The sequence below is a fragment of the Hymenobacter mellowenesis genome (assembly GCF_030581005.1).
Classification (GTDB): Bacteria; Bacteroidota; Bacteroidia; order Cytophagales; family Hymenobacteraceae; genus Hymenobacter; species Hymenobacter mellowenesis.
In genome coordinates, this window is sequence record NZ_JAUQSX010000009.1 from 116,404 (window position 1) to 138,996 (window position 22,593).

Annotated in this window: 22 protein-coding genes; 9 read left to right on the forward strand and 13 right to left on the reverse strand. The window is 62.5% G+C overall.

Features of this window, described 5'->3' with window-relative positions; translation table 11 throughout:
* Positions 1 to 57: 57 nt before the first annotated feature.
* Both Q5H92_RS17175 and Q5H92_RS17180 read right to left on the reverse strand, forming a co-directional pair.
* Complete coding sequence (locus Q5H92_RS17175; RefSeq protein ID WP_305012781.1) at positions 58 to 1,017, reverse strand: alpha/beta hydrolase family protein; 960 nt, start codon at positions 1,015 to 1,017, stop codon at positions 58 to 60.
* Positions 1,018 to 1,144: 127 nt separating this feature from the next.
* Positions 1,145 to 1,588: an ABA4-like family protein gene (locus Q5H92_RS17180; protein WP_305012782.1), complete on the reverse strand. Its 444-nt coding sequence runs from the start codon at positions 1,586 to 1,588 to the stop codon at positions 1,145 to 1,147.
* Between the two features lie 317 nt (positions 1,589 to 1,905).
* Here Q5H92_RS17180 and Q5H92_RS17185 point away from each other — a divergent pair, with 317 nt between their 5' ends.
* Both Q5H92_RS17185 and Q5H92_RS17190 read left to right on the forward strand, forming a co-directional pair.
* Positions 1,906 to 3,330 carry a TlpA family protein disulfide reductase gene (locus tag Q5H92_RS17185; RefSeq protein WP_305012783.1) on the forward strand — a complete coding sequence of 475 codons (1,425 nt, stop codon included), beginning with the start codon at positions 1,906 to 1,908 and terminating at the stop codon, positions 3,328 to 3,330.
* Between the two features lie 103 nt (positions 3,331 to 3,433).
* Complete coding sequence (locus Q5H92_RS17190; protein ID WP_305012784.1) at positions 3,434 to 4,129, forward strand: hypothetical protein; 696 nt, start codon at positions 3,434 to 3,436, stop codon at positions 4,127 to 4,129.
* Positions 4,130 to 4,289: 160 nt separating this feature from the next.
* Here Q5H92_RS17190 and Q5H92_RS17195 read toward each other — a convergent pair whose 3' ends face one another.
* The 4 genes from Q5H92_RS17195 to Q5H92_RS17210 all read right to left on the reverse strand — a co-directional run bounded on the left by Q5H92_RS17195 (position 4,290) and on the right by Q5H92_RS17210 (position 9,225).
* On the reverse strand, positions 4,290 to 5,150 hold the full coding sequence (locus tag Q5H92_RS17195; RefSeq protein WP_305012785.1) for a DUF481 domain-containing protein: 861 nt from the start codon (positions 5,148 to 5,150) through the stop codon (positions 4,290 to 4,292).
* A gap of 144 nt (positions 5,151 to 5,294) precedes the next feature.
* A complete protein-coding gene (locus Q5H92_RS17200; RefSeq protein WP_305012786.1) occupies positions 5,295 to 7,349 on the reverse strand; it encodes a dipeptidyl-peptidase 3 family protein in 2,055 nt (684 codons plus the stop codon).
* Between the two features lie 57 nt (positions 7,350 to 7,406).
* A complete protein-coding gene (locus Q5H92_RS17205; RefSeq protein ID WP_305012787.1) occupies positions 7,407 to 8,513 on the reverse strand; it encodes an AMP-binding protein in 1,107 nt (368 codons plus the stop codon).
* Between the two features lie 64 nt (positions 8,514 to 8,577).
* Positions 8,578 to 9,225: a spermidine synthase gene (locus tag Q5H92_RS17210; RefSeq protein WP_305012788.1), complete on the reverse strand. Its 648-nt coding sequence runs from the start codon at positions 9,223 to 9,225 to the stop codon at positions 8,578 to 8,580.
* A gap of 174 nt (positions 9,226 to 9,399) precedes the next feature.
* Between Q5H92_RS17210 and Q5H92_RS17215 the strand changes: the two genes are divergently transcribed.
* Positions 9,400 to 9,591, forward strand: a complete 192-nt coding sequence (locus tag Q5H92_RS17215; protein WP_305012789.1) for a hypothetical protein — start codon at positions 9,400 to 9,402, stop codon at positions 9,589 to 9,591.
* Between the two features lie 99 nt (positions 9,592 to 9,690).
* Here the strand turns inward: Q5H92_RS17215 and menB are convergent, their stop codons facing one another.
* From menB to Q5H92_RS17235, 4 genes are all read right to left on the reverse strand, one after another.
* Positions 9,691 to 10,515 (reverse strand): 1,4-dihydroxy-2-naphthoyl-CoA synthase, encoded by an 825-nt coding sequence (gene menB, locus Q5H92_RS17220; RefSeq protein ID WP_305012790.1) that lies wholly within the window; start codon positions 10,513 to 10,515, stop codon positions 9,691 to 9,693.
* Between the two features lie 136 nt (positions 10,516 to 10,651).
* Positions 10,652 to 12,487 (reverse strand): 2-succinyl-5-enolpyruvyl-6-hydroxy-3-cyclohexene-1-carboxylic-acid synthase, encoded by a 1,836-nt coding sequence (gene menD / locus Q5H92_RS17225; RefSeq protein ID WP_305012791.1) that lies wholly within the window; start codon positions 12,485 to 12,487, stop codon positions 10,652 to 10,654.
* 68 nt (positions 12,488 to 12,555) lie between these two features.
* Positions 12,556 to 13,794, reverse strand: coding sequence for a chorismate-binding protein (locus tag Q5H92_RS17230; RefSeq protein ID WP_305012792.1), 1,239 nt, complete (start codon positions 13,792 to 13,794; stop codon positions 12,556 to 12,558).
* A gap of 5 nt (positions 13,795 to 13,799) precedes the next feature.
* Positions 13,800 to 14,234 (reverse strand): hotdog fold thioesterase, encoded by a 435-nt coding sequence (locus Q5H92_RS17235; RefSeq protein ID WP_305012793.1) that lies wholly within the window; start codon positions 14,232 to 14,234, stop codon positions 13,800 to 13,802.
* A 163-nt stretch (positions 14,235 to 14,397) separates the two neighbouring features.
* On the opposite strand from Q5H92_RS17235, the gene Q5H92_RS17240 reads away from it, so the two are divergent.
* The 4 genes from Q5H92_RS17240 (at position 14,398) to Q5H92_RS17255 (ending at position 18,799) form a co-directional block, all read left to right on the forward strand.
* Positions 14,398 to 15,018, forward strand: coding sequence for a histidine phosphatase family protein (locus Q5H92_RS17240; protein ID WP_305012794.1), 621 nt, complete (start codon positions 14,398 to 14,400; stop codon positions 15,016 to 15,018).
* Positions 15,019 to 15,227: 209 nt separating this feature from the next.
* Positions 15,228 to 16,991 carry a pyruvate dehydrogenase complex dihydrolipoamide acetyltransferase gene (locus Q5H92_RS17245; protein ID WP_305012795.1) on the forward strand — a complete coding sequence of 588 codons (1,764 nt, stop codon included), beginning with the start codon at positions 15,228 to 15,230 and terminating at the stop codon, positions 16,989 to 16,991.
* Positions 16,992 to 17,126: 135 nt separating this feature from the next.
* On the forward strand, positions 17,127 to 17,666 hold the full coding sequence (hslV, locus tag Q5H92_RS17250) for an ATP-dependent protease subunit HslV (RefSeq protein WP_305012796.1): 540 nt from the start codon (positions 17,127 to 17,129) through the stop codon (positions 17,664 to 17,666).
* A gap of 161 nt (positions 17,667 to 17,827) precedes the next feature.
* Positions 17,828 to 18,799 carry a deoxyhypusine synthase family protein gene (locus Q5H92_RS17255; protein ID WP_305012797.1) on the forward strand — a complete coding sequence of 324 codons (972 nt, stop codon included), beginning with the start codon at positions 17,828 to 17,830 and terminating at the stop codon, positions 18,797 to 18,799.
* A gap of 80 nt (positions 18,800 to 18,879) precedes the next feature.
* Here Q5H92_RS17255 and Q5H92_RS17260 read toward each other — a convergent pair whose 3' ends face one another.
* The 3 genes from Q5H92_RS17260 to Q5H92_RS17270 all read right to left on the reverse strand — a co-directional run bounded on the left by Q5H92_RS17260 (position 18,880) and on the right by Q5H92_RS17270 (position 21,030).
* The gene (locus Q5H92_RS17260; protein WP_305012798.1) at positions 18,880 to 19,236 is read right to left on the reverse strand and encodes a VOC family protein; all 357 of its coding nucleotides are present in this window, start codon (positions 19,234 to 19,236) and stop codon (positions 18,880 to 18,882) included.
* A 27-nt stretch (positions 19,237 to 19,263) separates the two neighbouring features.
* Positions 19,264 to 20,571: a cystathionine gamma-synthase family protein gene (locus tag Q5H92_RS17265; RefSeq protein WP_305012799.1), complete on the reverse strand. Its 1,308-nt coding sequence runs from the start codon at positions 20,569 to 20,571 to the stop codon at positions 19,264 to 19,266.
* A 126-nt stretch (positions 20,572 to 20,697) separates the two neighbouring features.
* Complete coding sequence (locus Q5H92_RS17270; protein ID WP_305012800.1) at positions 20,698 to 21,030, reverse strand: hypothetical protein; 333 nt, start codon at positions 21,028 to 21,030, stop codon at positions 20,698 to 20,700.
* A 138-nt stretch (positions 21,031 to 21,168) separates the two neighbouring features.
* Between Q5H92_RS17270 and Q5H92_RS17275 the strand changes: the two genes are divergently transcribed.
* Together Q5H92_RS17275 and Q5H92_RS17280 are read left to right on the forward strand one after the other, a co-directional pair.
* A complete protein-coding gene (locus Q5H92_RS17275; protein WP_305012801.1) occupies positions 21,169 to 21,585 on the forward strand; it encodes a helix-turn-helix domain-containing protein in 417 nt (138 codons plus the stop codon).
* 113 nt (positions 21,586 to 21,698) lie between these two features.
* The gene (locus tag Q5H92_RS17280) at positions 21,699 to 22,460 is read left to right on the forward strand and encodes an SDR family NAD(P)-dependent oxidoreductase (protein ID WP_305012802.1); all 762 of its coding nucleotides are present in this window, start codon (positions 21,699 to 21,701) and stop codon (positions 22,458 to 22,460) included.
* The last annotated feature ends 133 nt before the right edge of the window (positions 22,461 to 22,593 follow it).

The following is a 22,593-nucleotide window of genomic DNA, read 5'->3' on the forward strand; positions in this document are numbered from 1 at the left end:
CGTTTTCAGGGCGTTGGTTGACGTAATTGATTGGCAGCGGAGCGACGGGCGGGGCCTTCAGCCGCGCTTGCGCTGGGGGTGTTTGGCCAGGGCTTTCATCCATTGCAGCGCCCTGCCAAACGGTTCAGGCGAGGCCTCGAAAGCCGTGTTGTGGCCCAAGGCCGGAAACAGCCGGTACTCGTAAGGCTTGCCCTGTGCCTTGAGCGCATCGAGGTGTTCCATCGACAGGTGCACCGGCACCTGGATGTCCTGGCCGCCAAAGAGCCACAGCCCCGGAATGTCGAGCGTTGCGAGGGCCGCGCGGGCATCGGTATCGGTAAAGGAGTAGCGGTCGGGGTCGTGGCGCAGGTGCTCGCGGGCCTCGGCTTCGGTGTGCGTCGCCCAGAAATCGCGCTTCCCATCCGTAAAAAACTGGAAGCGCAGCTGCTCGCGGGCCGTAATCACCGGGCCGCTGAACAGCACCAGGAAGCGCACCGCGCGGTTCAGATTGGCGGCCAGCGGAATCACCCAGCCCGCCTGGCTGAACCCCAGCAGGCCCACGGGCCCGTGCCGGGCGGGCAGGTGCGCCAGCAGGGCGGTGGTGGCGGCGCTGGCATCGGCGGCCAGCAGGCGCAGGTTGGCGGCGTCGATGTTGTTGGTGCCCACTTCCGGCCCGGCATACACCCCGCCCGATTCGCCCGCGCCGCGCTTGTCGTACGTGAGCACGGCCAGGCCCTCTTCCGCCAGCCGCGTCGCCAGCTCTGTCATCCGCTTTTCCGGGCCCGACCCGTGCACGAGGACTACCGCCGCCACCGACTGCCGGGGGGTGAAAACCGTGCCCGCCAGCGTCACGCCCGCACTCTCGAACCGGACATTTTCCGTAGCAACCCCCGGGGGCGTGGCCCGCGCCCACCGGGGCGAAGCCAGCAGCAAAAGCGTCAGTAGCAGCCAGCCGCGCCCCCCGTGCCGCGCAGTGATATGCTGTCGGGGCTGTTCGAAGGTCGGTTCGGCATTGGTGGAGGGCACGCGGGTATTCATCGGGATTATTCCGTATTGGGTGTGTAATGAATGCGTTGCGGGCCGGCGGTGGAGCACATTTTTGCCCACGCCGAGGAGCCGCGCCCGACGATGTGCGCGCTACTGCCCCACCAGCCCCGAAACCGCGCTAGATAGCCGGCACCGCCGGACGCGGGTACCAGCGCCGCACCGCCGCGTACAGCAGCAGCCCCAGCGGCCCGAGCATGAAGGTGGCCACCAAGCAGGGCAGCAGCAGCAGGTGCGGCACCGCGCGCCGCTGCGCGTCGCGGCTTTCCCAGATGCCCACGGCCATGTCGAAGCACAGGTAATGCACCCAGCCCGCCGTCAGGGCCCACGGCTCGCGGAACAGCGCAGCCACCTGCGCCAGAGAGTTGAAGCCCGCGCCCGGCGCCGGGTGCGCCACCGTCTGGTAGCCGATGACAGCCACGTAGGTAGCGGCCAGCAGCAAGGGCAGCGCGCCGCTGAGCACCACGGCGCGGGTGCCGCGCCAGCGCGGGGCCAGGATGAGCAGCAGCCAACCCAGCACGGCCACGTTGCTGGCGATTTTGAAGAGGAGGTCGGGCGTGAGCATGGGCGTTTGGTGTTCGGTGCTTGGTGCTTGGTGTTCGGTGCTTGGTGCTTGGTGCTTGGTGTTCGGTGCTTGGTGCTTGGTGTTCGGTGTTCGGTGTTTGGCAGTCAGACCGAACACCAAACACCGAACACCAAATACCTATTTCATAACAACTGGGTCAAACTTACGCGCTTGCCCGGCCGGCTGCCAGCGCAACGAGGGCCAAGCGGCGAAAGCGCGGGGCGAAGCGTCGGAACGGCCAGGGCGAAGCAACGCAACCAATTGGCCGTTGGCCGAATCGTATCTTTCCCAACCCATTTTCACGCGCCCTTCTGCTGATGTTCTTTCCCTTGTCCACCCTGGTGGTAGGCGCCGCGCTGCGCCTGCTGCCCGCCCCGCCCACCACCGCCACCCTCAGCGGCCACCTCGACCACGCCCCGGCCGGCGACACCCTGCGCCTCGCCTACGGCGCGCACCAGGGCCGCCAGCAGCTGCGCGCCGTGCTCAGTCCCACCGGCGATTTCACGGTGAAAGTGCCCGACCTGCAGGCCGGCACGCCCGTCGATTTCTACTACGCCCGCCAGCACGCCAGCCTCTACCTGCAGCCTGGCGACAACGTGCGGATGACCCTGGACTTTCCGGCCTTCGACGAAAGCCTGCGCTTCACCGGCCGCGGCGCCGATGCCAACACCTACCTGGCCGAGTCGCTGTGGCAGTTTGAGTTTGGTCCGGGCAGTGCCGCGGCGCGCCCCCAGCCCACCACCACGCCCGCCCAGATGCGGCAGCAGGCCGATGCCTTCCGCCAGACGCGGCGCGCTTTCCTGGCCAGCTACGCCAAAGCCCACCCGCTGCCGGCCGATTTCCAGCGTGCCGAGCTGCTCGATATGGACCTGGGCTGGGCCGTTGCCCTGCTCGAATACCCGGGCGCCTACCGCAGTCTGGCCAAGCAGGAGCCCGTGCTGCCGGCCACCTACTTTGACTTCCTGCAGCAGCTGCCGCTCCAGCAGTTCGACCAGTACCTCGGCGAGCGGGGCGGCAAGGGCAACACGGCGGTGATGCGCTTTCTGAGCTCATACGCCAACCGCCTCGCGCCCGGCGGCCTCCTCAGCGCCGACCCCGCCGAGGCGCCCCGCCACTACGCCCTGGCCCGGGCCGACTTCGGCCCCAACCCGGCCAGCATCGACCGGGCCATGTCGCAGTTCTACCTCTGGAAGCTCGATTCCAGCCTCGACGGCGTGGTGGCCGCCTACCCCACGTTCCGCGCCCACAACCGCGACTCCACGGCGGCCCGCACCTTGCGCCTGCTCCTGCGCCAGCAGCTGGCCGTGCGGGAAGCCATGCCCGCCCCGGCCTTCGAGCTGCTCGACCACACCGGCAAAAAAGTTTCGCTCCAGGACCTGCGGGGCAAGGTGGTGTACCTCGATTTCTGGGGCACCTGGTGCAAGCCGTGCATGCAGGAAATGCCCGCCAGCATCGAATTGAAGAAGAAATTTGAAGGCCGCGACGTGGCGTTCGTCTTCATTTCAGTGGGCGATAAGGAAGACAAGTGGCAGAAAGTGCTGGCCACCGAGCGCCTCACCAGCCCCAACAGCGTCCACCTGCGCAGCCCCGAGGGCAACGACGTGGCCAACCGCTACCAGGTTACGGGCTACCCCACCTACTGGCTCATCGGGCGCGACGGGCGCATCATCACCCGCATCGCCCCGCGCCCCAGCGCCGGCCCCGAGGCCGTGGCCGCTATCAATGCGGCGCTGGCCGGGTAGCGGCTAAGGTATTTGGTCAAACAATCCGTCTGCTGACGGCAGGGCGCCCGGTTGCCCGGCGTGGCAACAACTTCGCCGAAGCTGGGCCGTACTCCGTCTCGCTATGGTTCCGTTGTCGCGTTTTGTGTTGTGGGGAGGGTTGTTGCTGCCCGCGGTGGGTTGGGCGCAGGTCGACCTGTCGGCGCCGCGCGATACCGTGGTGGGCCGGCCCAATGTCCCGCGCCTGGACCGCAACCGCTTCGTGGTGCAGTACGACTCGCGCTACTCCATCATCAACCACCACCTCACCACCATCAACGGCCTCAAGTTGGGCATCGAATTCAAGAGCCGGTTCCGGACCGGGGCGGCCATCTACTTCCTCAGCACCGGCGTGCCCACCCGCCAGTCGGCGCCCGACAATGCCGCCGATGACGCCGATGCCGAGCTGCGCTTCCGCTACCTGGCCGCGTATGCCGGCTACGTGCTGGTCGAAAACCGCCGTTGGGAACTGAGCGCCATCATGCAGGCGGGCCTGGGTTCGGTGTACATCCACTACGAAAACGACAAGGGCGTTTACGACAAAACGCTGCCCGATTTCATGGGCATTCTGGAGCCCACGCTGGCGGCGCAGTACCGCGTGTTTCGCTGGGGCGGCGTGGGCACGGGTGTGGGTTGGCGGCAGCCAGTATTCGTGCCCGGCTCCGTCCAGAAAGAGCTCAACGGCCCCGTGTTTTACCTGCGGGGCAACCTGTTTCTGGGCGAACTGAAAAAGATATGGAAGGAAAAGGAGCCGCTGTTTACCCAAAGTAATATGCGGTAGGGCGGGGGCGGGTTTAAGTGGTGTGAGAGGCTATAAAGCCCGTCATGCAGAGCGCAGCGAAGCATCTCGCGTGCTTTCACTAACTCAACCGACATGTTTACTGCCACAAGCGAGATGCTTCGCTGCGCTCTGCATGACGGGCTTTATAGCTGTCGATAAATTATTTCCCCGTCGAATAAGTGAAGCCGGCCGACAGATTGGTATTGGCCGGGCTGCGGCCGGCCACGTTGATGCTTTCGAGAGAGTAGGTGTAGGTGAGGGTGAGGGCCAGGCGGCGCGAGAGGCGCACGGAAGCGGCGGCGTTGCCGTTCACGCGGTAGTCTTCGAGGGGCGCCCGCACTGCGGGCTGGTAGTAGACCAGCGCATCGAGCACCACTGGCCCCAGCGTGAAGTGCGACTTGACGCGGGCCGAGTGGCGCAACACCCGGCGGTGCAGCTCGGTAAAGTACTGGGTGTCTTCGTAAAGCAGAAAATAGCTCACGTTGAGCTCGTTGGCCAGCGTGTCGGCGTAGAGCTGGTAGCCCACGCCCAGGCCGCTCACCAAGCGGTACGTAATGGCGCGCAGGTTGCTGCTTTCGGCGTTGCCCAGGGCGTAGCCCTTGAAGCGCCCGCGCTGGTAGGAGGGCGTGAGCAGCAGCGAGGTTTCGCGCTCCTTCACCAGCCCATCCTGCCGCCCGTAGCTGAAATTGAAGCCTACCGGCAGGCGCCACCGCCCGCCCCGAAACGCGAAATTGGCCGTGTGGCTGGTGCTCAGAAACGTGCGCTCCACCGTGCCCGTGGTGTAGAGGCCGGTGAGTGAGGCCGTGTAGCGAATGCCGCGGCCCCGCACGTTATAGGTTTCAAACTCGGTGGACGGCAGCCCGGCCGCGCCGCCCGCGGCCGGGGCCACGGCGGGCGTGGCCGTGGTGTCGGCCTTCGATGCGGTGACGCTACGGGTTGTATCGGTCGGGATGGGGGTTTGGGCCTGGGCGGATTGGGCGAAGAACAGGACAAGTAGTGCGGCAAGCGCGTTTTTTATCATGCGGAAAGACGTAGGTTTTAAATAATGAAGGCCGTCATGCTGAGCGCAGGCGAAGCATCTCTACCGCCGAAGTAAAATCAATTACTTACGCGATAGAGATGCTTCGCCTGCGCTCAGCACGACGGCCCTGATGGACGTCCGAGGCTAGTTGTAATCCGGCAGCAGTGAATACTTCTTGCCGTAGTCCAGCATCTGCTGGGCGAAGTTGGTGGGATATTCCACCTTCACGTCGGTGATTTTGCCGCCGCTCATCACCGGCACCAGCTTCGGCTGGATAAAGCCCTGATAGGGCGCGATGTGGAGTTTCTGGTAGCGGGCCAGCACTTCCTTGTGCAAGTCTTGGTCGACCTGCACGCCGTAGGTTTCGATGAGGTTTTTGCCGGCCGCGTAGTCGCCCTCGCTCGTGATGCGCTGCAGCTCGCGCAGCAGCTGGCCGAAGAGGCCCCGCAGCTTGGTGTAGTCGTTGATGTGCACGTAGGTTTTGCCGTCGCGCTTCACCAGCTCCACCACGTTGTCGGCCTTGCCTTTCTCCAGCACCCACTTTGAAATCATCTGGCGGTTGCGCATGTGGGCTTCCTCCACGGTTTCGCCGGGCTGCAGGCGGGTGAGCTGGGTGATGAGGCCGCCGCGCAGGTAGCTGTCGTACTCGGCCTTGGCCACGTCGGGCGAGGGGGCCACGCCCAGCTCCTGCAGCTTCATATCGGGCAGGTAGTAGAGGGCCACGAGGTCGGCGCGGCCTTCTTCCAGGGCCGAGGCGTAGCTTTTCAGGGTTTCCTTGGTGGTGCCCACGCCGGCGTTTATCTGGCCCGAAGCGTGGCCGATAACCTCGTGCATGTCGGTGTGCAGCTTGCCGGCCAGCGCGCCGTACTGGCGGGCGCGGGCCACTTCGGCCGCATCGTAGGCAAACTCCGTGAGCGAGCCCGAGCTGGCGCTGGCCAGGTCGTAAGCCTCCACGATGTTACCCAGGTTCACCGATTTCGAGCCGTATTCCTTGCGAATCCAGGTGGCATTGGGCAGGTTGATGCCGATGGGCGTGCTCGGGGCCGAGTCGCCGGCCTCCATCACCACCGTGATGACCTTGGCCGTGATGCCCACCACGTTTTTCTTCTTGTGCTGGTCCATGATGGGCGAATGGTCCTCGAACCACTGCGCCTGGTCGCCAATGGCCTTGATGCGCTTGGTGGCCTCCTCGTCGCGGAAGCTCACCACTGACTCGTAGGTGGCGCGGTAGCCCAGCGGGTCGCCGTACACTTCAATAAAGCCGTTCACCACGTCGATGGCCGACTTCGTGTCCTTCACCCAGGCAATGTTGTAGTCGTCCCAGGTTTTGAGGCTGCCGGTCTGGTAGTAGCTGATGAGCTTGGTGAGGGCGTCTTTCTGCTCGGCGTTTTCGGCCACGTCGGCCGCCTTCTGCAGCCAGTACACAATGCGCTTGATGGCCGGCGCGTACATGCCCTGCGCGCTCCACGTCCGCTCCTCCAGTTGCCCGCTCTTGTTCTTGATGAGTTTGGAATTCAGGCCGTAAGAAATGGGGCGCGGGTCTTTTTTGTCAATCATCTTGGCGTAAAATGCCTCGGCCTCGGCCTGCGTCACGCCTTCGTAGAAGTTGTTGGCCGAAGTCGTGAGCAAATCCTGGCCGGCCACCTGGTTCACCTGTTTCGCGGCCACGTTGGGGTCGAAGATGATGGGCGTGAGGAAGGCCACGAACTTGTCCACGGTTTCGCCCTTTTCCAGCGGCAGGGTCTTGGCGTCCACGCCCTTCACCAGCTTGGTGAAATAAGCCTTCGAGCACTCGGGCACAAACTTGCGCGTGGAGTAGTGGTGGTGAATGCCGTTGGAAAACCACACCCGCTTGGCGTACACGTTCAGCTTCTCGGCCTCGGTGGCTTGGGCGCCCTTCAGGTTCTGCTGGTTGGCGGCCCAAATGGTTTCCAGGGTACGGCGCACGCGCAGGTTGTGCTTGTAGTTCTGGTCGTACACAATGTCGCGCCCGCTCAGCGCGGCTTCCGACAGGTAGTAGAGCATTTCCTTCTGCCGGGCGCTCAGCTTCTCAAAGCCCGGCACCTGGTAGCGCAGCATGCGCAGGTCGGCAAACTGCTCGGTGGCTACTTGAAATTTGGCGGGGGTGGGAGTTTGGGCGTGCGCGGCCGGGCCAGCCAGCAACGCCGCCAGCGCCAACGAATAAACGGTTCGCTTCATATAAGGAGAGTGGGAGTGAAGCCGTAAAGCTACAAAAAGCGTCCCAGCCCCGACCCGCTACTCCACCCCGCGCAGCGTGGCGGCCCGGTTCAGCTTGCCCGTGGCCGTGAGCTGAAACTCGGGCACGTAGCGCAGCTGCTTGGGTTGCTCGTAGCGGCCCAGGCGCTCGGCCAGAAGCGTTTGCAGCTGCTTTTCGGCCGCGGGCGCCAGGGCAGGACCTTCGATAAAAGCCGTCACGGCTTGGCCCAGGCGCTCGTCGGGCTGCCCGGCTACGAAGCAGCGGCGCGACTGCCCGATTTCGGCCAGCGCCACGTCCAGCACCAGCTCCACTTTCTCGGCGGGCACCTTCACGCCGCCGGTGTTTATCACAAAATCGGCCCGGCCCAGCCACTCAAATGTGTGGGCATCAAGCAAATTCACTTGGTCGTTGGTCACGATGAGCTGGTCGTCGGTCACGTCGCCGCGCAGCGTGAGGCAGCCGCGCTCGTCCTGCCCCGCCGCAATGCCCTGGAACACCCGGAAGCGCGCGCTGGCCTCGGGCCCGTTGAGGCGGCGCAGGGCCACGTGCGAGCAGGTTTCAGTCATGCCGTACGTCAGGTACACCGGCACGCTCAGCGGCTGCAACTCCTGCGTTAGCGAGGCATCGGCGGGGGCGCCGCCTATCAATATGGCCTTCATTCGGTTGAGGCGCGGGGCCAGGCCGGCCGCCAGCACGGCCTTGATTTGCAGGGGCACGAAGGCCGAAAAATCAAATTCCGCATCGGCCGTCACGTAGTCGAACGGGTTGGCGTGCGGCTCCACAATGGTCAGGTGCACGTTGCGCTCCAGCCCGCGCACCAGCATCATCATGCCCCCAATGTACTCGCAGTTGAGGCAGACCAGCGCCCGGTCGCCGGGACCCAGGTCAAAATAATCGGCCGTGCGCCGGGCTGAGGCCTCAAGCTGCCGACGACGCAACGTGATGGCCGACGGCGTGCCCGTGCTTCCCGAGGTGTGCAGCACAAATTCCTGGGTGCCCGTCAGCCACTGCCGTACAAAATCCAGCACCTTGGCTTCGTAGCCATTCACGGGCGCGTCGAGCTGCGCGGGGTATTGCTGGATGGCCGCGTAAGTGAATTCGCGGCCGTTGAGCAGGAGGCAGGTGGGCAGGGCTGAAGAGGTCATGGGGCAAAACTACGCGGCGCATCCCGCCAGCGTTCGGCGGCCCGCCCGACGATGCGGCGCCGGCCTACTCCGGCCGCTCCGCAATTAGCAGGGTATTGGTGCCCTCCACGGCCGCAAACTCCCGCACCTCGAACCCCATTTGCAGCAGTTCGCTTTTCACCAGCTCAGCGCCCGCAGTCTGGCCGATGGTATTGAAAATCAAATGCCCGCCGGGCCGTGCGCGCTGCCGGACATACTTCCAGAAGGCCGGGGCCATAAACTTGTCCGGAACCTGGTCGTCGATGGATAAATCAATGATAACCAGCTCGTACTGCTCCGGTTGGGTTTTGACAAAGGTGAAAGCATCGGCGCATACAATCTGCAATTGCTCCGACTCGATTATCCCAAATTCCTCCCGCGCAATGCGTATCACCACCGGGTCGATGTCCACCGCGGTGATGCGGCCTTTGAAGTCGAAATCGAGCCGCAGCGTGGCCACCGCCGACCCGCCGCCCAGGCCCAGCAGCAACACGTGGCGCACGCCCGCCAGGTCCAGCTGGCTGAGCGCAAATTTCAGAATGCGCTGCAGCGAGCCGTAGGAATAATTGGCGTTGAGGCTGTCGAGCACCTTGCGCCCGTTCGCCACCGTCACCTCCAAATCGCCGTTGAATTCCGACCTGATTTTGCGCGTTTGCGGAAAGAAATAGCTCAGGAGTTTCTGCGTTGAATTCATGGCCGGCTTTAAGGCTTTTTCGGGAATCAGAAGCAAAGAGCGGCCCCAGGCCAGCAAAGTTGCAAGCCTCACTTCCTGCGTACAAGGGTTGAGCCCGTCCGCCATCCCGAAAAAAGTGCTTGACTTTTAAGTGAGTAATCACTAATATAGGACTTATATCAACGCCTTTCCGCCATGAATGCCCAACCGCAACCCGCCGCTGGTGTGGCTTCCGCAGTCGTTAGCCCGCTTCCCAAAGTCCGTCGCTTCGAGCTGTCGGAAATTAAAGCCCGCGCCAAAGCCATCAAAAAGGCCCGCAAGCAGGAAGACCGGCGGTTCTTTTTCAGCTGGTGCGCGTGCCTGCACGCCATCGGGTTCAGCTACTAGCGGTTTTTAATCGTTCTCCTACTCAAATAGAAAAGCGCGTCTGTTCTCTGCCGTGAGGTAGAAAACAGACGCGCTTTTTAGCTAAGCTCCGGGGTGAGCTTACGGGAATTTTGGAAATTTCGAGAAGTCAGGCTGGCGCTTTTCCATGTAGGCGTTGCGGCCTTCCTTGGCCTCGTCGCTCAGGTAGTAGAGCAGTGTGGCGTTGCCGGCTAGCTCCTGAATGCCGGCCTGTCCGTCCAGCTCCGCGTTGAAGCTCGATTTGAGCATGCGCAGTGACAAAGGGCTCTTCTGCAGAATCTTGTGGCACCAGGCCACGGTGGTTTCTTCCAGCTTGTCGAGGGGCACCACTTTGTTCACCAGGCCCATGTCGAGGGCTTCCTGGGCGTCGTACTGGTCGCACAGGAACCAGATTTCGCGCGCCTTCTTCTGGCCCACGATGCGCGCCAGATAGGAGGCGCCGAAGCCGCCGTCGAACGAGCCCACGTTGGGGCCGGTCTGGCCGAAGCGGGCGTTGTCGGCCGCCACGGTCAGGTCGCACACCACGTGCAGCACGTGGCCGCCGCCGATGGCCCAGCCCGCCACCATGGCCACCACCGGCTTCGGGATGGAGCGGATGATTTTTTGTAGCTCCAACACGTTGAGGCGGGGCACGGTGTCCTCGCCCACGTAGCCGCCGTGGCCGCGCACGCTCTGGTCGCCGCCCGAGCAGAAGGCCCGGCCGCCCTCGCCGGTGAGGATGATGACGCCGATGTCGGTGCGGTCCTGGCAGATGCGCATGGCATCAATCATCTCCTGCACCGTAAGCGGCGTGAAGGCGTTGTGCACCTGCGGCCGGTTGATGCTGATTTTGGCGATGCCGCCAAACTGCGTGAAGAGAATTTCTTTGAACTCCTTAATCGGGGTCCAGCTGATGGGTTCGGTCATAGAGAAGAGAATGAGTGAAGTTGAGCGTCATGCTGAGCGCAGCCGAAGCATCTCTACCGCTTCGTTGCAATTGGTATTGATTAGTTACGCAGTAGAGATGCTTCGGCTGCGCTCAGCATGACCGTTCGGTTAATGTTCAAGCAAAAGCAGCCTTCACCGCCGCCCGGTATTCCTCAAAAAACGCCGCGTTGGTCTTCGAGTCGGTGAAGACTTCCAGAATGGCCGCGCCGGTTTCGGCTGCAAAGAAAACCGGCAGCGCGGCTTCAAGTTCGGCAAAGCTCAAAACCGGGAAGTAGCGCAGATTGAAATCGCGCGCCGTGTTCTCGGCCGTGAGCAACTGGCGCGTCTCAAAAAACTCGTCCAGCTCCGGCTGTTGGCGCGGCCCGTCGATGATGCGGAAAATGCCGCCGCCGTGGTTGTTGAACAGCACCACGCGCAGGTTGGGCAGCGGGTAGTTGTGCCAGAAGGCGTTGCGGTCGTAGAAAAACGCCACGTCGCCGGTGAGCAGCACCACCGGCCGCCCGGGCTGGGCCAGCGCCGCACCCACGGCCGTACTGGTGCAGCCATCGATGCCGCTGGTGCCGCGGTTGGCGAAGACTTCAATTTGCCGGCCTTGCGGCAGGCCAAGAATGTTGGCGTAGCGCACGGCCATGCTGTTGGCTAAGTGTAGAGCGGTGCTTTCCAACAGCGCCGCCAGGGCGTGGCGGAAGGCGGAGAATTCGTTGAACGGCTGGCTTTCGTCCGTGAAAAATTGCCTTAGAAACTTAGCGGCAGCAGCATCGGCATGTTGCCAGGTGACGGGCTGAATCACATTTCGCACTTCTGAATTCGCGCTGGTGACCACCGGATTATCAGTGGCCCCGTTTGGATTCGAACCAAAGTCCGAATGCTTAGAAAGTATCTGGGGCGCTGAGAGGATGGGATTCGAACCTTTAAAGACAACACCCTCACTGATTTTCAAGACCGACAGTTGCTGAAAGAAAACCGCCGGTTGCACCCGCACGACCCGCGTCAGCGAACGAAAAGTATCGGCTGCTTCGCCAGCGGCTTGCAGATGCCAGTGCTGCGCCGGGGCCGCATCGCGCAGAAACAGCTTCAGGCTTTTCGAAATCAGCGACTGGCCAAAGGTGATAAGCAAATCGGGCTTTAGCGCGACTTTGTCATCCTTGCTCAGGCCTGCCAGGAAAATGTCCTGCCGCTGCACGGCCGACACCTCGCCCACATTGGCAATAATATCGCCCACCACGGGCACCTGCCGGGCCTGCGCAAACTCATAGAGCGCCGCCAACAGCCCGGGGTTGCTGGGCTGCTGGCCGGCTACCACCACCACGCGGCCCGCCGCCCGCAACTGCTGGCGCAGGTCCAGAATTTCGGCCGGCGAAAGTGTCGGTTTGGAATCGTGGTTATGCGTAATCTGCACATCCCGCTCATAGACAATTTCCTCCCCCGCCTTCGGATAAAACGGCTCCCGTAGCGGCACATTCACCTGCACCGGCCCGGCGGGCGCCGCCTGCGCCAGGTTGATGGCCTCGTTCACGATGCGTGCCGAGTGCCACTTAGCATCGGCGTGCGAGGTATCAACCGGAAACTCAAACGCGCCCTTGGCGTGCGCGCCGTAGAGGTTGCGCTGCCGGATAGTCTGCCCGTCGAGTTGGTCTATCCACTCCGGCGGCCGGTCGGCCGTGAAAATTACCAGCGGAATGTGTTGAAAAAATGCCTCCGCCACTGCCGGCGCGTAGTTCAACCCCGCTGTGCCCGAGGTGCAGACCAGCGCCACCGCCCGCCGCTGCGCCTGCGCAATCCCCAGGCCGATGAATGCCGCCGCCCGCTCATCGGGCACCACGCGCACCGTCAAATCGGGGTGGCGGGCGAAGGCCAGCGTGAGCGGCGCCGAGCGCGAGCCCGGCGAAAGCACCACGTCGGTGATGCCGTGCCGGGCGCAGATTTCGGCGATGTTATGAATGGCCTGCATGGTTTTCAATGAGGAATGAAGAATGAGCAATGAAGAATTGTGACTGGTGAATCAGGAGAAGCAATTCTTCAATCCTCATTCCTCATTAAAACGGCGCTTACGGTTTGCAATTTCATTTGGGTTTCCTGCCACTCGCGCTCGGGGTCGGAATCGACGGTGAGGCCGGTGCCGGCGTAGAGGACGGCCTCATCGGCGCGTAGCTGCAGGCAGCGCAGGTTCACGTAGAGGCGGGCCACGCCGGGCGCGGCCACGTTCACCGGGCCCAGGAAGCCGCTGTAGTAGGCCCGGTCGTAGCCCTCGTGCTGCTGAATAAACTCCATGGCCGCCTGCTTCGGCATGCCGCCTACGGCTGAGGTGGGGTGCAGTAGGCGGAGCATATCGGTGCCCAGGTTGGGGAAGGGCACGTGCTTGAGGTTCACCTCAAAATCGGTGCGCAGGTGTAGCAGCTGGCCGGCAATGACGGTGCGCGGGCCGGTTTCATGGTATTCGCGCAGCCGCAGCTGCTTGAAGCAACTCACGATGTAGCGCGCCACCAGCGCCTGCTCCTCAATCTCCTTCTGCCGCCAGATGGCCGTGCGGGGCGTCACCTCGGCCGTGAGGGGCTGCGTGGCGGCCAGCGCCATGGTGTGGAAAGTGCCGTCGGCCGTGACTTCGGCCAGCACCTCGGGCGTGGCGCCCAGCCAGGTGCCCACGCTCGGTACGCTCACCAGCGACACAAACGCCCGCGGGTACTTCTCCATCAATTCCACAAAGGCCCCAAACGCATCAAAACCCGGCGGCAACGGCCGGCGCGCCGCCCGCGACGTCACCACCTTCACCACCTCCTTGTTCTCGATGGCCGCCACGCCCTCGCTCACCAAAGCGGTGTATTCGGCCTCGGTGGCGGCGTGCGGCGCGGGCTGCTGGCTGCGGTGCCAGGCCAATGTTTCTACCGTAGGAGCGGCCATCCACGCCGCGAGCCCGGGCACGATGTCATTGGCCGCAGCCGAAACCGCCACTGTTTCCGGTTCAGCCACATCGTAAGTCACGTCGGCGGGCAGAAACAGGGCCGGGTTGTGGTCGGAATCGCGGAACGGGAAAAAGGCGAAGCCGGCCGGCGCTTGGGCATCCAGCGCAGGCGGCAGGCCGGTGAAGGCCGCTTCCAGCGAGCGCGCCACCAGCAGGCGCGGGTGGTCGGCGCCGGGCTCGCGCCATAGCGCCAGCGGGCGGCCCGTGCGCAGGGCGCCGGCCGCGAGGTGGCGCAGGCGGCCCAGCACATCGAGGCCGACGGCGGTGGCCGGCCAGCGTAGTTTGCGAAGTTCGGGCACGGGCATCAGGCGGCGTTGAGGGCGGCGCCCGGCAGGTCAATCACGGCCATGGTGATGCGGCTGAGGCACACCAGCGCGCCGGTTTCTTCGTGCGTAATACGGATTTCCCACACCTGCGTGCTCCGGCCGATGTGCACTGGTGTGGCCCGGCCCCGCACCCAGCCGTCGCGCACGCCTTTGATGTGGTTGGCGTTGATTTCCAGTCCCACGCAGGCCTGCTTCGTGCGGTCGACGCGCAGGGTGGCGGCGATGCTGCCCAGGGTTTCGGCCAGGGCCACGGAAGCACCGCCGTGCAGCAGGCCCATGGGCTGATGGGTGCGGCCGTCCACGGGCATGCGGCCTTCGAGGTGGTCATCGGCCACGACCGTGATTTCAATGCCGAGGGCATGGGCCAGGTTCGGGCGCGAATTGGTCCACTGCTGTACGTCTTCCAGGGTCATATGCTAGTTGTCAGTTGTTGGTTGTCAGTTGTTCGTCGTTGGAAAGTAGGAAACCAGCAGGCTTCACCGGGCTAACCACTGACAACGAACAACGAACAACTAAAAATCAAACCTCGTACTTTGAGGGATTGTTGACGGATTGTTACGCAAAACTACACGCAACGTGAGGCCCCGGACCATCTTCCTCCTGCGCCACGGCCAGACCGATTTCAACGTGCGCGGCATCGTGCAGGGCAGCGGCGTCGATTCTAGCCTCAACGACGTTGGCCGGCGCCAGGCCGCGCAGTTTTTCGCGGCCTACGGGCACGTGCCCTTCGATAAAGTCTATACCTCGGCCCTGCGCCGCACCCACGAGTCGGTGCAGCAGTTCCTCGACCTCGGCCTGCCCCACGAAGCCCACACCGCCCTCAACGAAATCAGTTGGGGCGTGCGCGAGGGCACCCGCATCACCATGGACGAGGACGCCGAATACCGCCAAGTGCTGGCCGGCTGGGTGGCCGGCGATGATAACGCCCGCCTCACCGGCGGCGAAAGCCCAGCCGAAGTAGCTGCTCGCCAGCGCCCGTTCATCGAACTATTGAAATCCCGCGACGACGAAGAAACCGTTCTCGTCTGCATGCACGGCCGGGCCCTGCGTGTCATGCTCTGCCAGCTCCTCAACTACCCGCTCAGCTGCATGGAAGGCTTCGAGCACAGCAATTTATGCCTGTATAAGCTGGAGTACACTGGGTCGGTGTTCACCATTAAGAACTTTCTGGATGTGGCGCATTTGCAGGTGGGTTAAGCTAATGGATTATGTTTCCCACAATCTTGTATCACTGGTTTCGATACGTAGTACAATGTCGGACTTGTCCCCTGCATTGCTGTAACAACCTGTCCTCTGCATTCTGCATTGCTGTAACAATTGTTGTGACATGAGGTCAAAGCCAAACATTGTACGGCCAACTTTTCGGGCTAATTTTGGCCTCCTCAACTCTAGCGCTTCCATATCCGATGGCCGAAATCATAAAAATGCCCAAAATGAGCGACACGATGACCGAAGGGACCATCGCGGCCTGGCTCAAGAAAGTGGGTGATAAAGTTAAATCCGGGGACATCCTGGCCGAAGTCGAAACCGACAAAGCCACCATGGAGCTGGAAAATTACGAAGACGGCACCCTGCTCTACATCGGGCCGAAAGAGAAGGATTCTGTGCCGGTTGACGGCATTCTAGCCATCGTGGGCAAAGAAGGCGAAGACATTTCGGGCCTGCTGAACGGCCAGAGCGGCGGCGCGGCCCCGGCTCCGGCCGCTGCTGCTGCGCCCGCTCCGGCCCCCGCCGCCGAAGCTCCCAAAGCTCCGGAAGCTGCTCCCACACCGGCTCCTGCGCCAGTTGCAGCGGCCCCCGCACCAGCCCCATCCGCCCCGGCCGCACCTGCCAATGGCAAGAAGGCCACCGTGGTGCGCATGCCCAAGATGAGCGACACGATGACCGAAGGCACCATTGCCGCTTGGTTGAAAAACGTGGGCGACAAAGTGAAATCGGGCGACGTGCTGGCCGAGGTCGAGACCGACAAGGCCACCATGGAGCTGGAAAACTACGAAGACGGCACCCTGCTCTACACCGGCCCCAAAGCCGGCGAAGCCGTAGCCGTTGACGGCATCCTGGCCATCATTGGCGAAGAAGGCGCCGACATCCAAGCCCTGCTCGGTGGAGGTTCGGCCCCGGCTGCTGCGCCTGCTGCCGCTCCGGTCGAAGCTGCGCCCGCGCCCGCTGCTGCACCTGCCGCCGAAGCCGCTCCGGCTGCTGCTCCGGCCCCGGCCCCGGCCGAAACGCCGGCCGCCCCGGCCAGCAACGGCCGTATTCTGGCTTCGCCGTTGGCCAAAAGCATTGCCAAGGAAAAAGGCATCAACCTCTCGCAGGTAGTGGGCAGCGGCGACAACGGCCGTATTGTGCAGCGCGACGTGGAGAACTTCCAGCCCGGTGCTGCGGCGCCGGCTGCCGCTCCGGCTCCGCAAGCTGCTCCAACTGCTGCGGCGCCAGCCCCGGCTGCTCCCGCGGCCCCGGCCGCCGCACCGGCCGCCAGCGCCTCGACCGATACCTACACCGACACGCCGGTGTCGCAGATGCGCAAGGTGATTGCCAAGCGCCTGTCCGAGAGCTTGTTCACGGCCCCGCATTTCTATCTCACGATGGAAATCAACATGGACAAGGCCATGGAAGCTCGCGTGAAGCTCAACGAGCTGTCGCCGGTGAAGCTGAGCTTCAACGACTTGGTGCTGAAGTCGGCGGCCATTGCCTTGCGCTCGCACCCGGCCGTGAACTCCTCGTGGCTCGGCGACCGGATTCGCCAGAACAAGGTCATCAACATCGGCGTGGCCGTGGCAGTCGACGAAGGTCTGCTAGTGCCCGTGATTCGCAACGCCGACCAGAAAGGCCTCGCCACCATTGCCAACGAGGTGAAGGAGCTGGCCGGCAAAGCCAAATCCAAGAAGCTGCAGCCGGCCGAGTGGGAGGGCAGCACCTTCACCATCTCGAACCTGGGCATGTTCGGCATCGACGAATTCACGGCCATCATCAACCCGCCGGATGCCTGCATCCTGGCCGTGGGCGGCATCAAGCAGACCGCCATTGTGAAAGACGGCGCGCTGGCTATCGGCAACATCATGAAAGTGACGCTGAGCTGCGACCATCGGGTGGTGGACGGCGCCACCGGCGCGGCCTTCCTCCAGACGCTGAAAAGCCTGCTGGAAGACCCCATGCGTTTGATGATTTGAGGTAATTGATAAATCGTTGTCATCCTGAGCGGAGCGAAGGACCTTATCACGATTGAACGGAATCGTTCAAGAAGCTTGCTGCCGTGATAAGGTCCTTCGCTCTTCTCAGGATGACCGTTTTTTAACCAGACTATAATGACCAGAATTCGCTCTACTACCGTCCTTGGCATCCGCCACAACGGCGAAATTGCCGTGGGGGCCGACGGCCAGGCTACCATGGACAAGCACGTGGCCAAGAACAACGTGCGCAAAATCCGCAAGCTGCTTGATGGTAAGGTGGTGACCGGTTTTGCCGGCTCCACGGCCGACGCCTTTATGCTGCTCGACCGTTTCGAGGAGAAGCTGACCAGCTACGGCGGCAACCTCAAGCGCGCCGCCATCGAGCTGGCAAAAGACTGGCGCAAAGACCAGTACCTGCGCAAGCTCGAAGCCATGATGGTGGTGGCTGACAAGGACGAACTGCTCATCCTCAGCGGCACCGGCGACGTACTGGAACCGGACTCCGACGTGGCCGCCATTGGCTCCGGCGCGATGTACGCCCAAGCCGCCGCGCTGGCCCTGAAGAAGCACGCACCGCACCTCACGGCCCGCCAGATGGTAGAGGAAGGCCTGCACATTGCGGCCGACATCTGCATCTACACCAATCATAATTTGATGATTGAGTCGCCGTCGTAGGCAGCTCAAAGAACAGTCAACCCGAACGTCATGCTGAGCGTAGCCGAAGCATCTCGCGTGTGGTAGTAGTCCAATCGTTAGAATTACTTCGGCACGCGAGATGCCTCGGCTGCGCTCGACATGACGTTCAAATACTGAAAACAACCCAATCCCCCCAACCCATGCACATCACCAACTTCATCCGCCACCATTTCCGCCATTTCAACGCTGCTGCCCTCGTGGACGCGGCCGATGGCTACAACAAGCACCTCGCCGATGGCGGCAAGATGATGATAACCCTAGCCGGCGCTATGAGCACCGCCGAAATGGGTATCCAGTTGGCCGAGCTGATTCGGCAGGACAAAGTGCAGATTATCAGCTGCACCGGCGCCAACCTGGAAGAAGACATCTTCAACCTCGTGGCCCACGATTTCTACGAGCGGGTGCCGCACTACCGCGACCTCACCGCCGCCGACGAGCAGGCCCTGCTGGCCCGCCACATGAACCGCGTGACCGATACTTGCATCCCCGAAGAGGAGGCTATGCGCCGGCTGGAGCACTCGGTATTGAAATTCTGGGAAAAGGCCGACAAGGCCGGCGAAAGCTATTTCCCGCATGAATTCTTCTACCAGATTCTGCTGAGCGGCGAGCTGGAGCAGTACTACCAGATTGACCCCAAAAACTCCTGGATGCTGGCCGCGGCCGAGAAAAACCTGCCCATCATCTGTCCGGGCTGGGAAGATTCCACGCTCGGCAACATCTACGCCGGCCACGTGATGACCGGCGACGTGAAGAACGTGCACACCATGCGCACCGGCATTCAGTACATGATGTACCTGGCCGATTGGTACACCAACAACGCCACCGAGGAAAGCAAAGTGGGCTTCTTCCAGATTGGCGGCGGCATTGCCGGCGACTTCCCCATTTGCGTGGTGCCCATGCTTCACCAGGATTTGCAGCGCCACGAGGTGCCGCTGTGGGGCTACTTCTGCCAGATTTCGGACTCCACCACCAGCTACGGCAGCTACTCCGGCGCCGTGCCCAACGAGAAAATTACCTGGGGCAAGCTGGGCGAGAAAACCCCCAAATACATCATCGAGTCGGACGCCACCATCGTGGCCCCGCTGGTGTTTGCCATCGTGCTGGGACAATAGTTGCTGTTTGAATTACAACAAAAAGAGCCTGCCGCTAATGAAGCGGCAGGCTCTTTTCGTTTCTGTGGGAATGGCATGGCCTACATATCAGCCAATACTTCGACCAGTATGCCGCCCGGGGCCCGCAGGTAAAACGTCCAGGAACCGTGGAATTTGCGGGGCGGGTCGATGGTGAAGCCGTCGGCGGTGAGGCGCTGGTACAGCGCATTCACCTGGTCTGGGCTTTGCTGAATGAAGCCGAGGTGGAAATGCTCGGGGTAGTGGACTTCCGGGGCGCGGTCAAAATTGCTGAGCGTGAGTACCATTCCGGCCGCATCGCGCAGCACAACAAGGGCGGAATTCGACTTCGTAACGGCTTGCAAACCGAAATACTTCTCGAAAAAAACCTGGGTTTGGGGCACGTCGCTGACAGCCAGGTTGAGATGGTTAAGAATCATGGCCGGTTGGCTTGCCACAGTTCGGATTTACGCCAGTTCCAATTCCCGGGCCTTTACCATTCCGACCGCTTCAAAGGCCTGCTCCAAGTCCAGCATCAAATCCCGCGGGTCTTCTACGCCGATGCTGAGGCGAATCATTTGGGCGGTGATGCCCATTTCGGCCTGCTCGGGCACCGAGATGTCGGAGTGCGTCATGGTGGCGGGGTGCTCGGCCAGGCTTTCGGTACCGCCCAGACTCACGGCCAGCTTGATGAGGCGCAGGGCATTGAGGAAGCGGAAAGCTTCGGGCTCACCGCCTTTGATGTCGAACGAAATCATGGAGCCCGGCGAGAGGCAATGGCGGCGGTAGATGTCCTGCTGGGCGGGACAGTGCTCCAGGTGCGTGAGGTAGTAGGTGCGCTGCACCAGCGGGTGGGCGCGGAGCCAGTCGGCGATGATTTGGGCACTCTGGGCGGCGCGCTCCATGCGCAGCTTCAGCGTTTCGAGCGAGCGCATGAGCATCCAGCCAGTGTTGGGGTCGCACATGGTGCCCATGAAGGTGCGCATGGCTTTTATCTCCTTCATGAGGGGCTTGCTGGCCAGGGCCGCGCCCGCGATGAGGTCGGAATGCCCGCCCAGAAACTTGGTGGCCGAGTACAGCACCACGTCGGCCCCGTGCTTGAGCGGGTGCTGAAACACCGGCCCGAGGAAGGTGTTATCCACCACCAGCCGGATGGGGTGCTCGGACGTGCCGTGCTGGCGGGCCAGGGCGGCGCAGGCTTCCAGGTCGACGAGGTGGTTGGTGGGATTGGCGGGCGTTTCCACGAAAATCATGGCCAGGCGGCCCTGCTCGATGCCAGCCACCTGGGCCGTGAGTTCCTCCGGGGTGGCGGTGGGGCGGAAGCCCACGGCCGTGATGCCGAACTTAGGCAGCACGTTTTTGAGGAAGAAATCGGAGCCGCCGTACACGGGCTCGGAGTGCAACACCACGTCGCCGGGCTTGAGCAGGGCCAGCAGTGTGGTGCTGATGGCGGCCATGCCGCTGGCGAAGCTGGCCGCGTCCTCGGCCCCGTCCCAGAGGGTGAGGCGGTGCTCCAGAATCTCCAGGCTGGGGTTGTTGAGGCGGGAGTAGATGAGGCCCATTTCCTCGTCGGGGCCTTGCTGGCGCAGGCCGTAGGCCAGCTCAAAGTAGGCTTTGCCCTGTTCGGCGCTGTCGAAAACGAAGGTGGAGGTTTGGAAAATGGGGGGCTTGATGGCGCCCTCGCTCCAGGCGGGGGTATAGCCGTAGCTCATCATCAAACTTTCGGGGCGCAACTGTTGGCCGCCGATGTGGGCGTGGTCGTGTAGGGTGGGCATGAAGTGGGGGTTGGGTGGGAGGGGAGATTAGTGGGACGAAGGTAGGATTTTGTTTCGAGAGGCATCAAAAAAGCCCCGCCGCGGGGGAGCGGCGGAGGCGCGGGGTTGACCCTTGCAGTATGCTTACTAGCGAATGGGATAAACCTTCTGGCTTTTCAACCGATTCACGTCAACGTAATCGACGAAATAAGCACGCTGCAATAGCTCGGCCTGCCCAAGTTGGTTTATCCAGTTGTTGACCCGCTCATTCATCTCCCAATAATCAAGCGTCGCCAATGCTGCCAACGACTTCTCATCCGGACAATACACGCCAAAAACGGGGTAGGTGGGCTCCGAATCTTCGGCCGTATACGGGCCCTGAACGAGAAACAAGTCGTACTCAACCGTTGAAGGAAGCTCCAACAGAATGTTTGGCAACGCAAGCCGCACTGCTTCCATGCAACGGACATTCAGGTCCATGCTCGGAAACAAGTAGGGGTTGTCGGGTATTATGATGTTATCTATAGTGTACCTTCTGGGCATAGCGTTTAGCTTATGAGGGGCCTCGAATAGTCAGGATAACCGAAATCTAGTAGTTTAATGATGAGTGCTACTTTCATGAGTAAACCCACCGCCCTCCCCGCCGCCCTTTTAGCCCGTCAGCACGAAATCACCGCCGATTTCCTGCGCGAAATCGACCGGCACCTAGCCGACATTGTGGCCGGCCGCGCCACCGAGATGTTCGAAATCCGCGACTTCGCGGGTATTCTCTGCATCCATCCCACGCACCTGAGCAACACCATCAAACTGGCCACCGGCCATGCGCCGTGCTACTTTTTTGAGGCGCGCATTATGGATGTTTCGCGGGAACTGCTCCGCGACCCCCGCCGCTCGGTGGCCGACATCGCCGCCAACCTCACCTACGACCCATCCAACTTCACCAAGTTCTTCAAGCGCTTCCAGGGCTGCACGCCCAAGCAGTACCGCGAGCAGGTGTGGGCCACCCAGCGCACGGCGCTGGCGGAAGCTGGGTAGGCGTTGCATTAAGAACTGTCATCCTGAGCGGATAATACTGAACTACTCACCATAAACCCGGCCGCTTCGGCCCGGACCTTTGCCTCATCATTCACCCCAACCAATTTCCTCAGATGAGCAACTCCAAAATAGCCCTCGTGACCGGCGGCAGCCGCGGCCTGGGCAAAGACATGGCCCTGAACCTGGCCCAAAAGGGCCTCGACGTCATTCTCACCTACCACACCCAGCAGGCCGAAGCCGAAGGCGTGGTGGCCCAGATTGTGGCGGCGGGCCAGCGGGCCGTGGCCCTGCAGCTCGATGCGTCGGACGTGGGCAGCTTTGCCGGCTTTTTTGAGCAGGTGCAGGCCGCTTTGCGCGACACTTTTGCCGCCGATAAGTTCGATTTCCTCATCAACAACGCCGGCACGGGCCTCTACCAGCCGTTTGCCAGCACCTCGGTGCAGCAGTTCGACGAGATGCTGAACATTCACTATAAAGGGCCTTATTTCCTGACGCAGCAGGCCCTGCCGCTGCTCAACGACGGCGGCGGCATCGTCAATATCTCGTCGGGCCTCACCAAAATGACCAACGACCTGTCGTCGGCCTACGCCAGCATGAAGGGCGCCGTAGAAGTCCTGACCCGCTATCTGGCCAAGGCCTTGGGCCCGCGCCGTATCCGCGTCAACGTGGTGGCCCCCGGCGCGGTCGAAACCGATTTCGGCGGCGGCCGCACCCGCGACAACAAGGACGTGAATGCTCACATCGCCAGCCTCACCGCCCTAGGGCGCGTGGGCCTGCCTACCGACATCGGCCCGGTGGTGGCCTTTCTCTGCACCCCGGAGGCCGGCTGGATTAACGCCCAGCGCATCGAGGTATCGGGCGGGCAGGGTATCTAAGGCCGGTCGGTCCATGAAAGCAAAAAGCCTTCCCGCGTTGATGCGGGAAGGCTTTTTGCTGTTGAATCGCAAGGGAAACGGCTATTTGCCCGGTCCCCGGTGCTGCCGATAGGAGTCAATTTGCTGGCGCAGC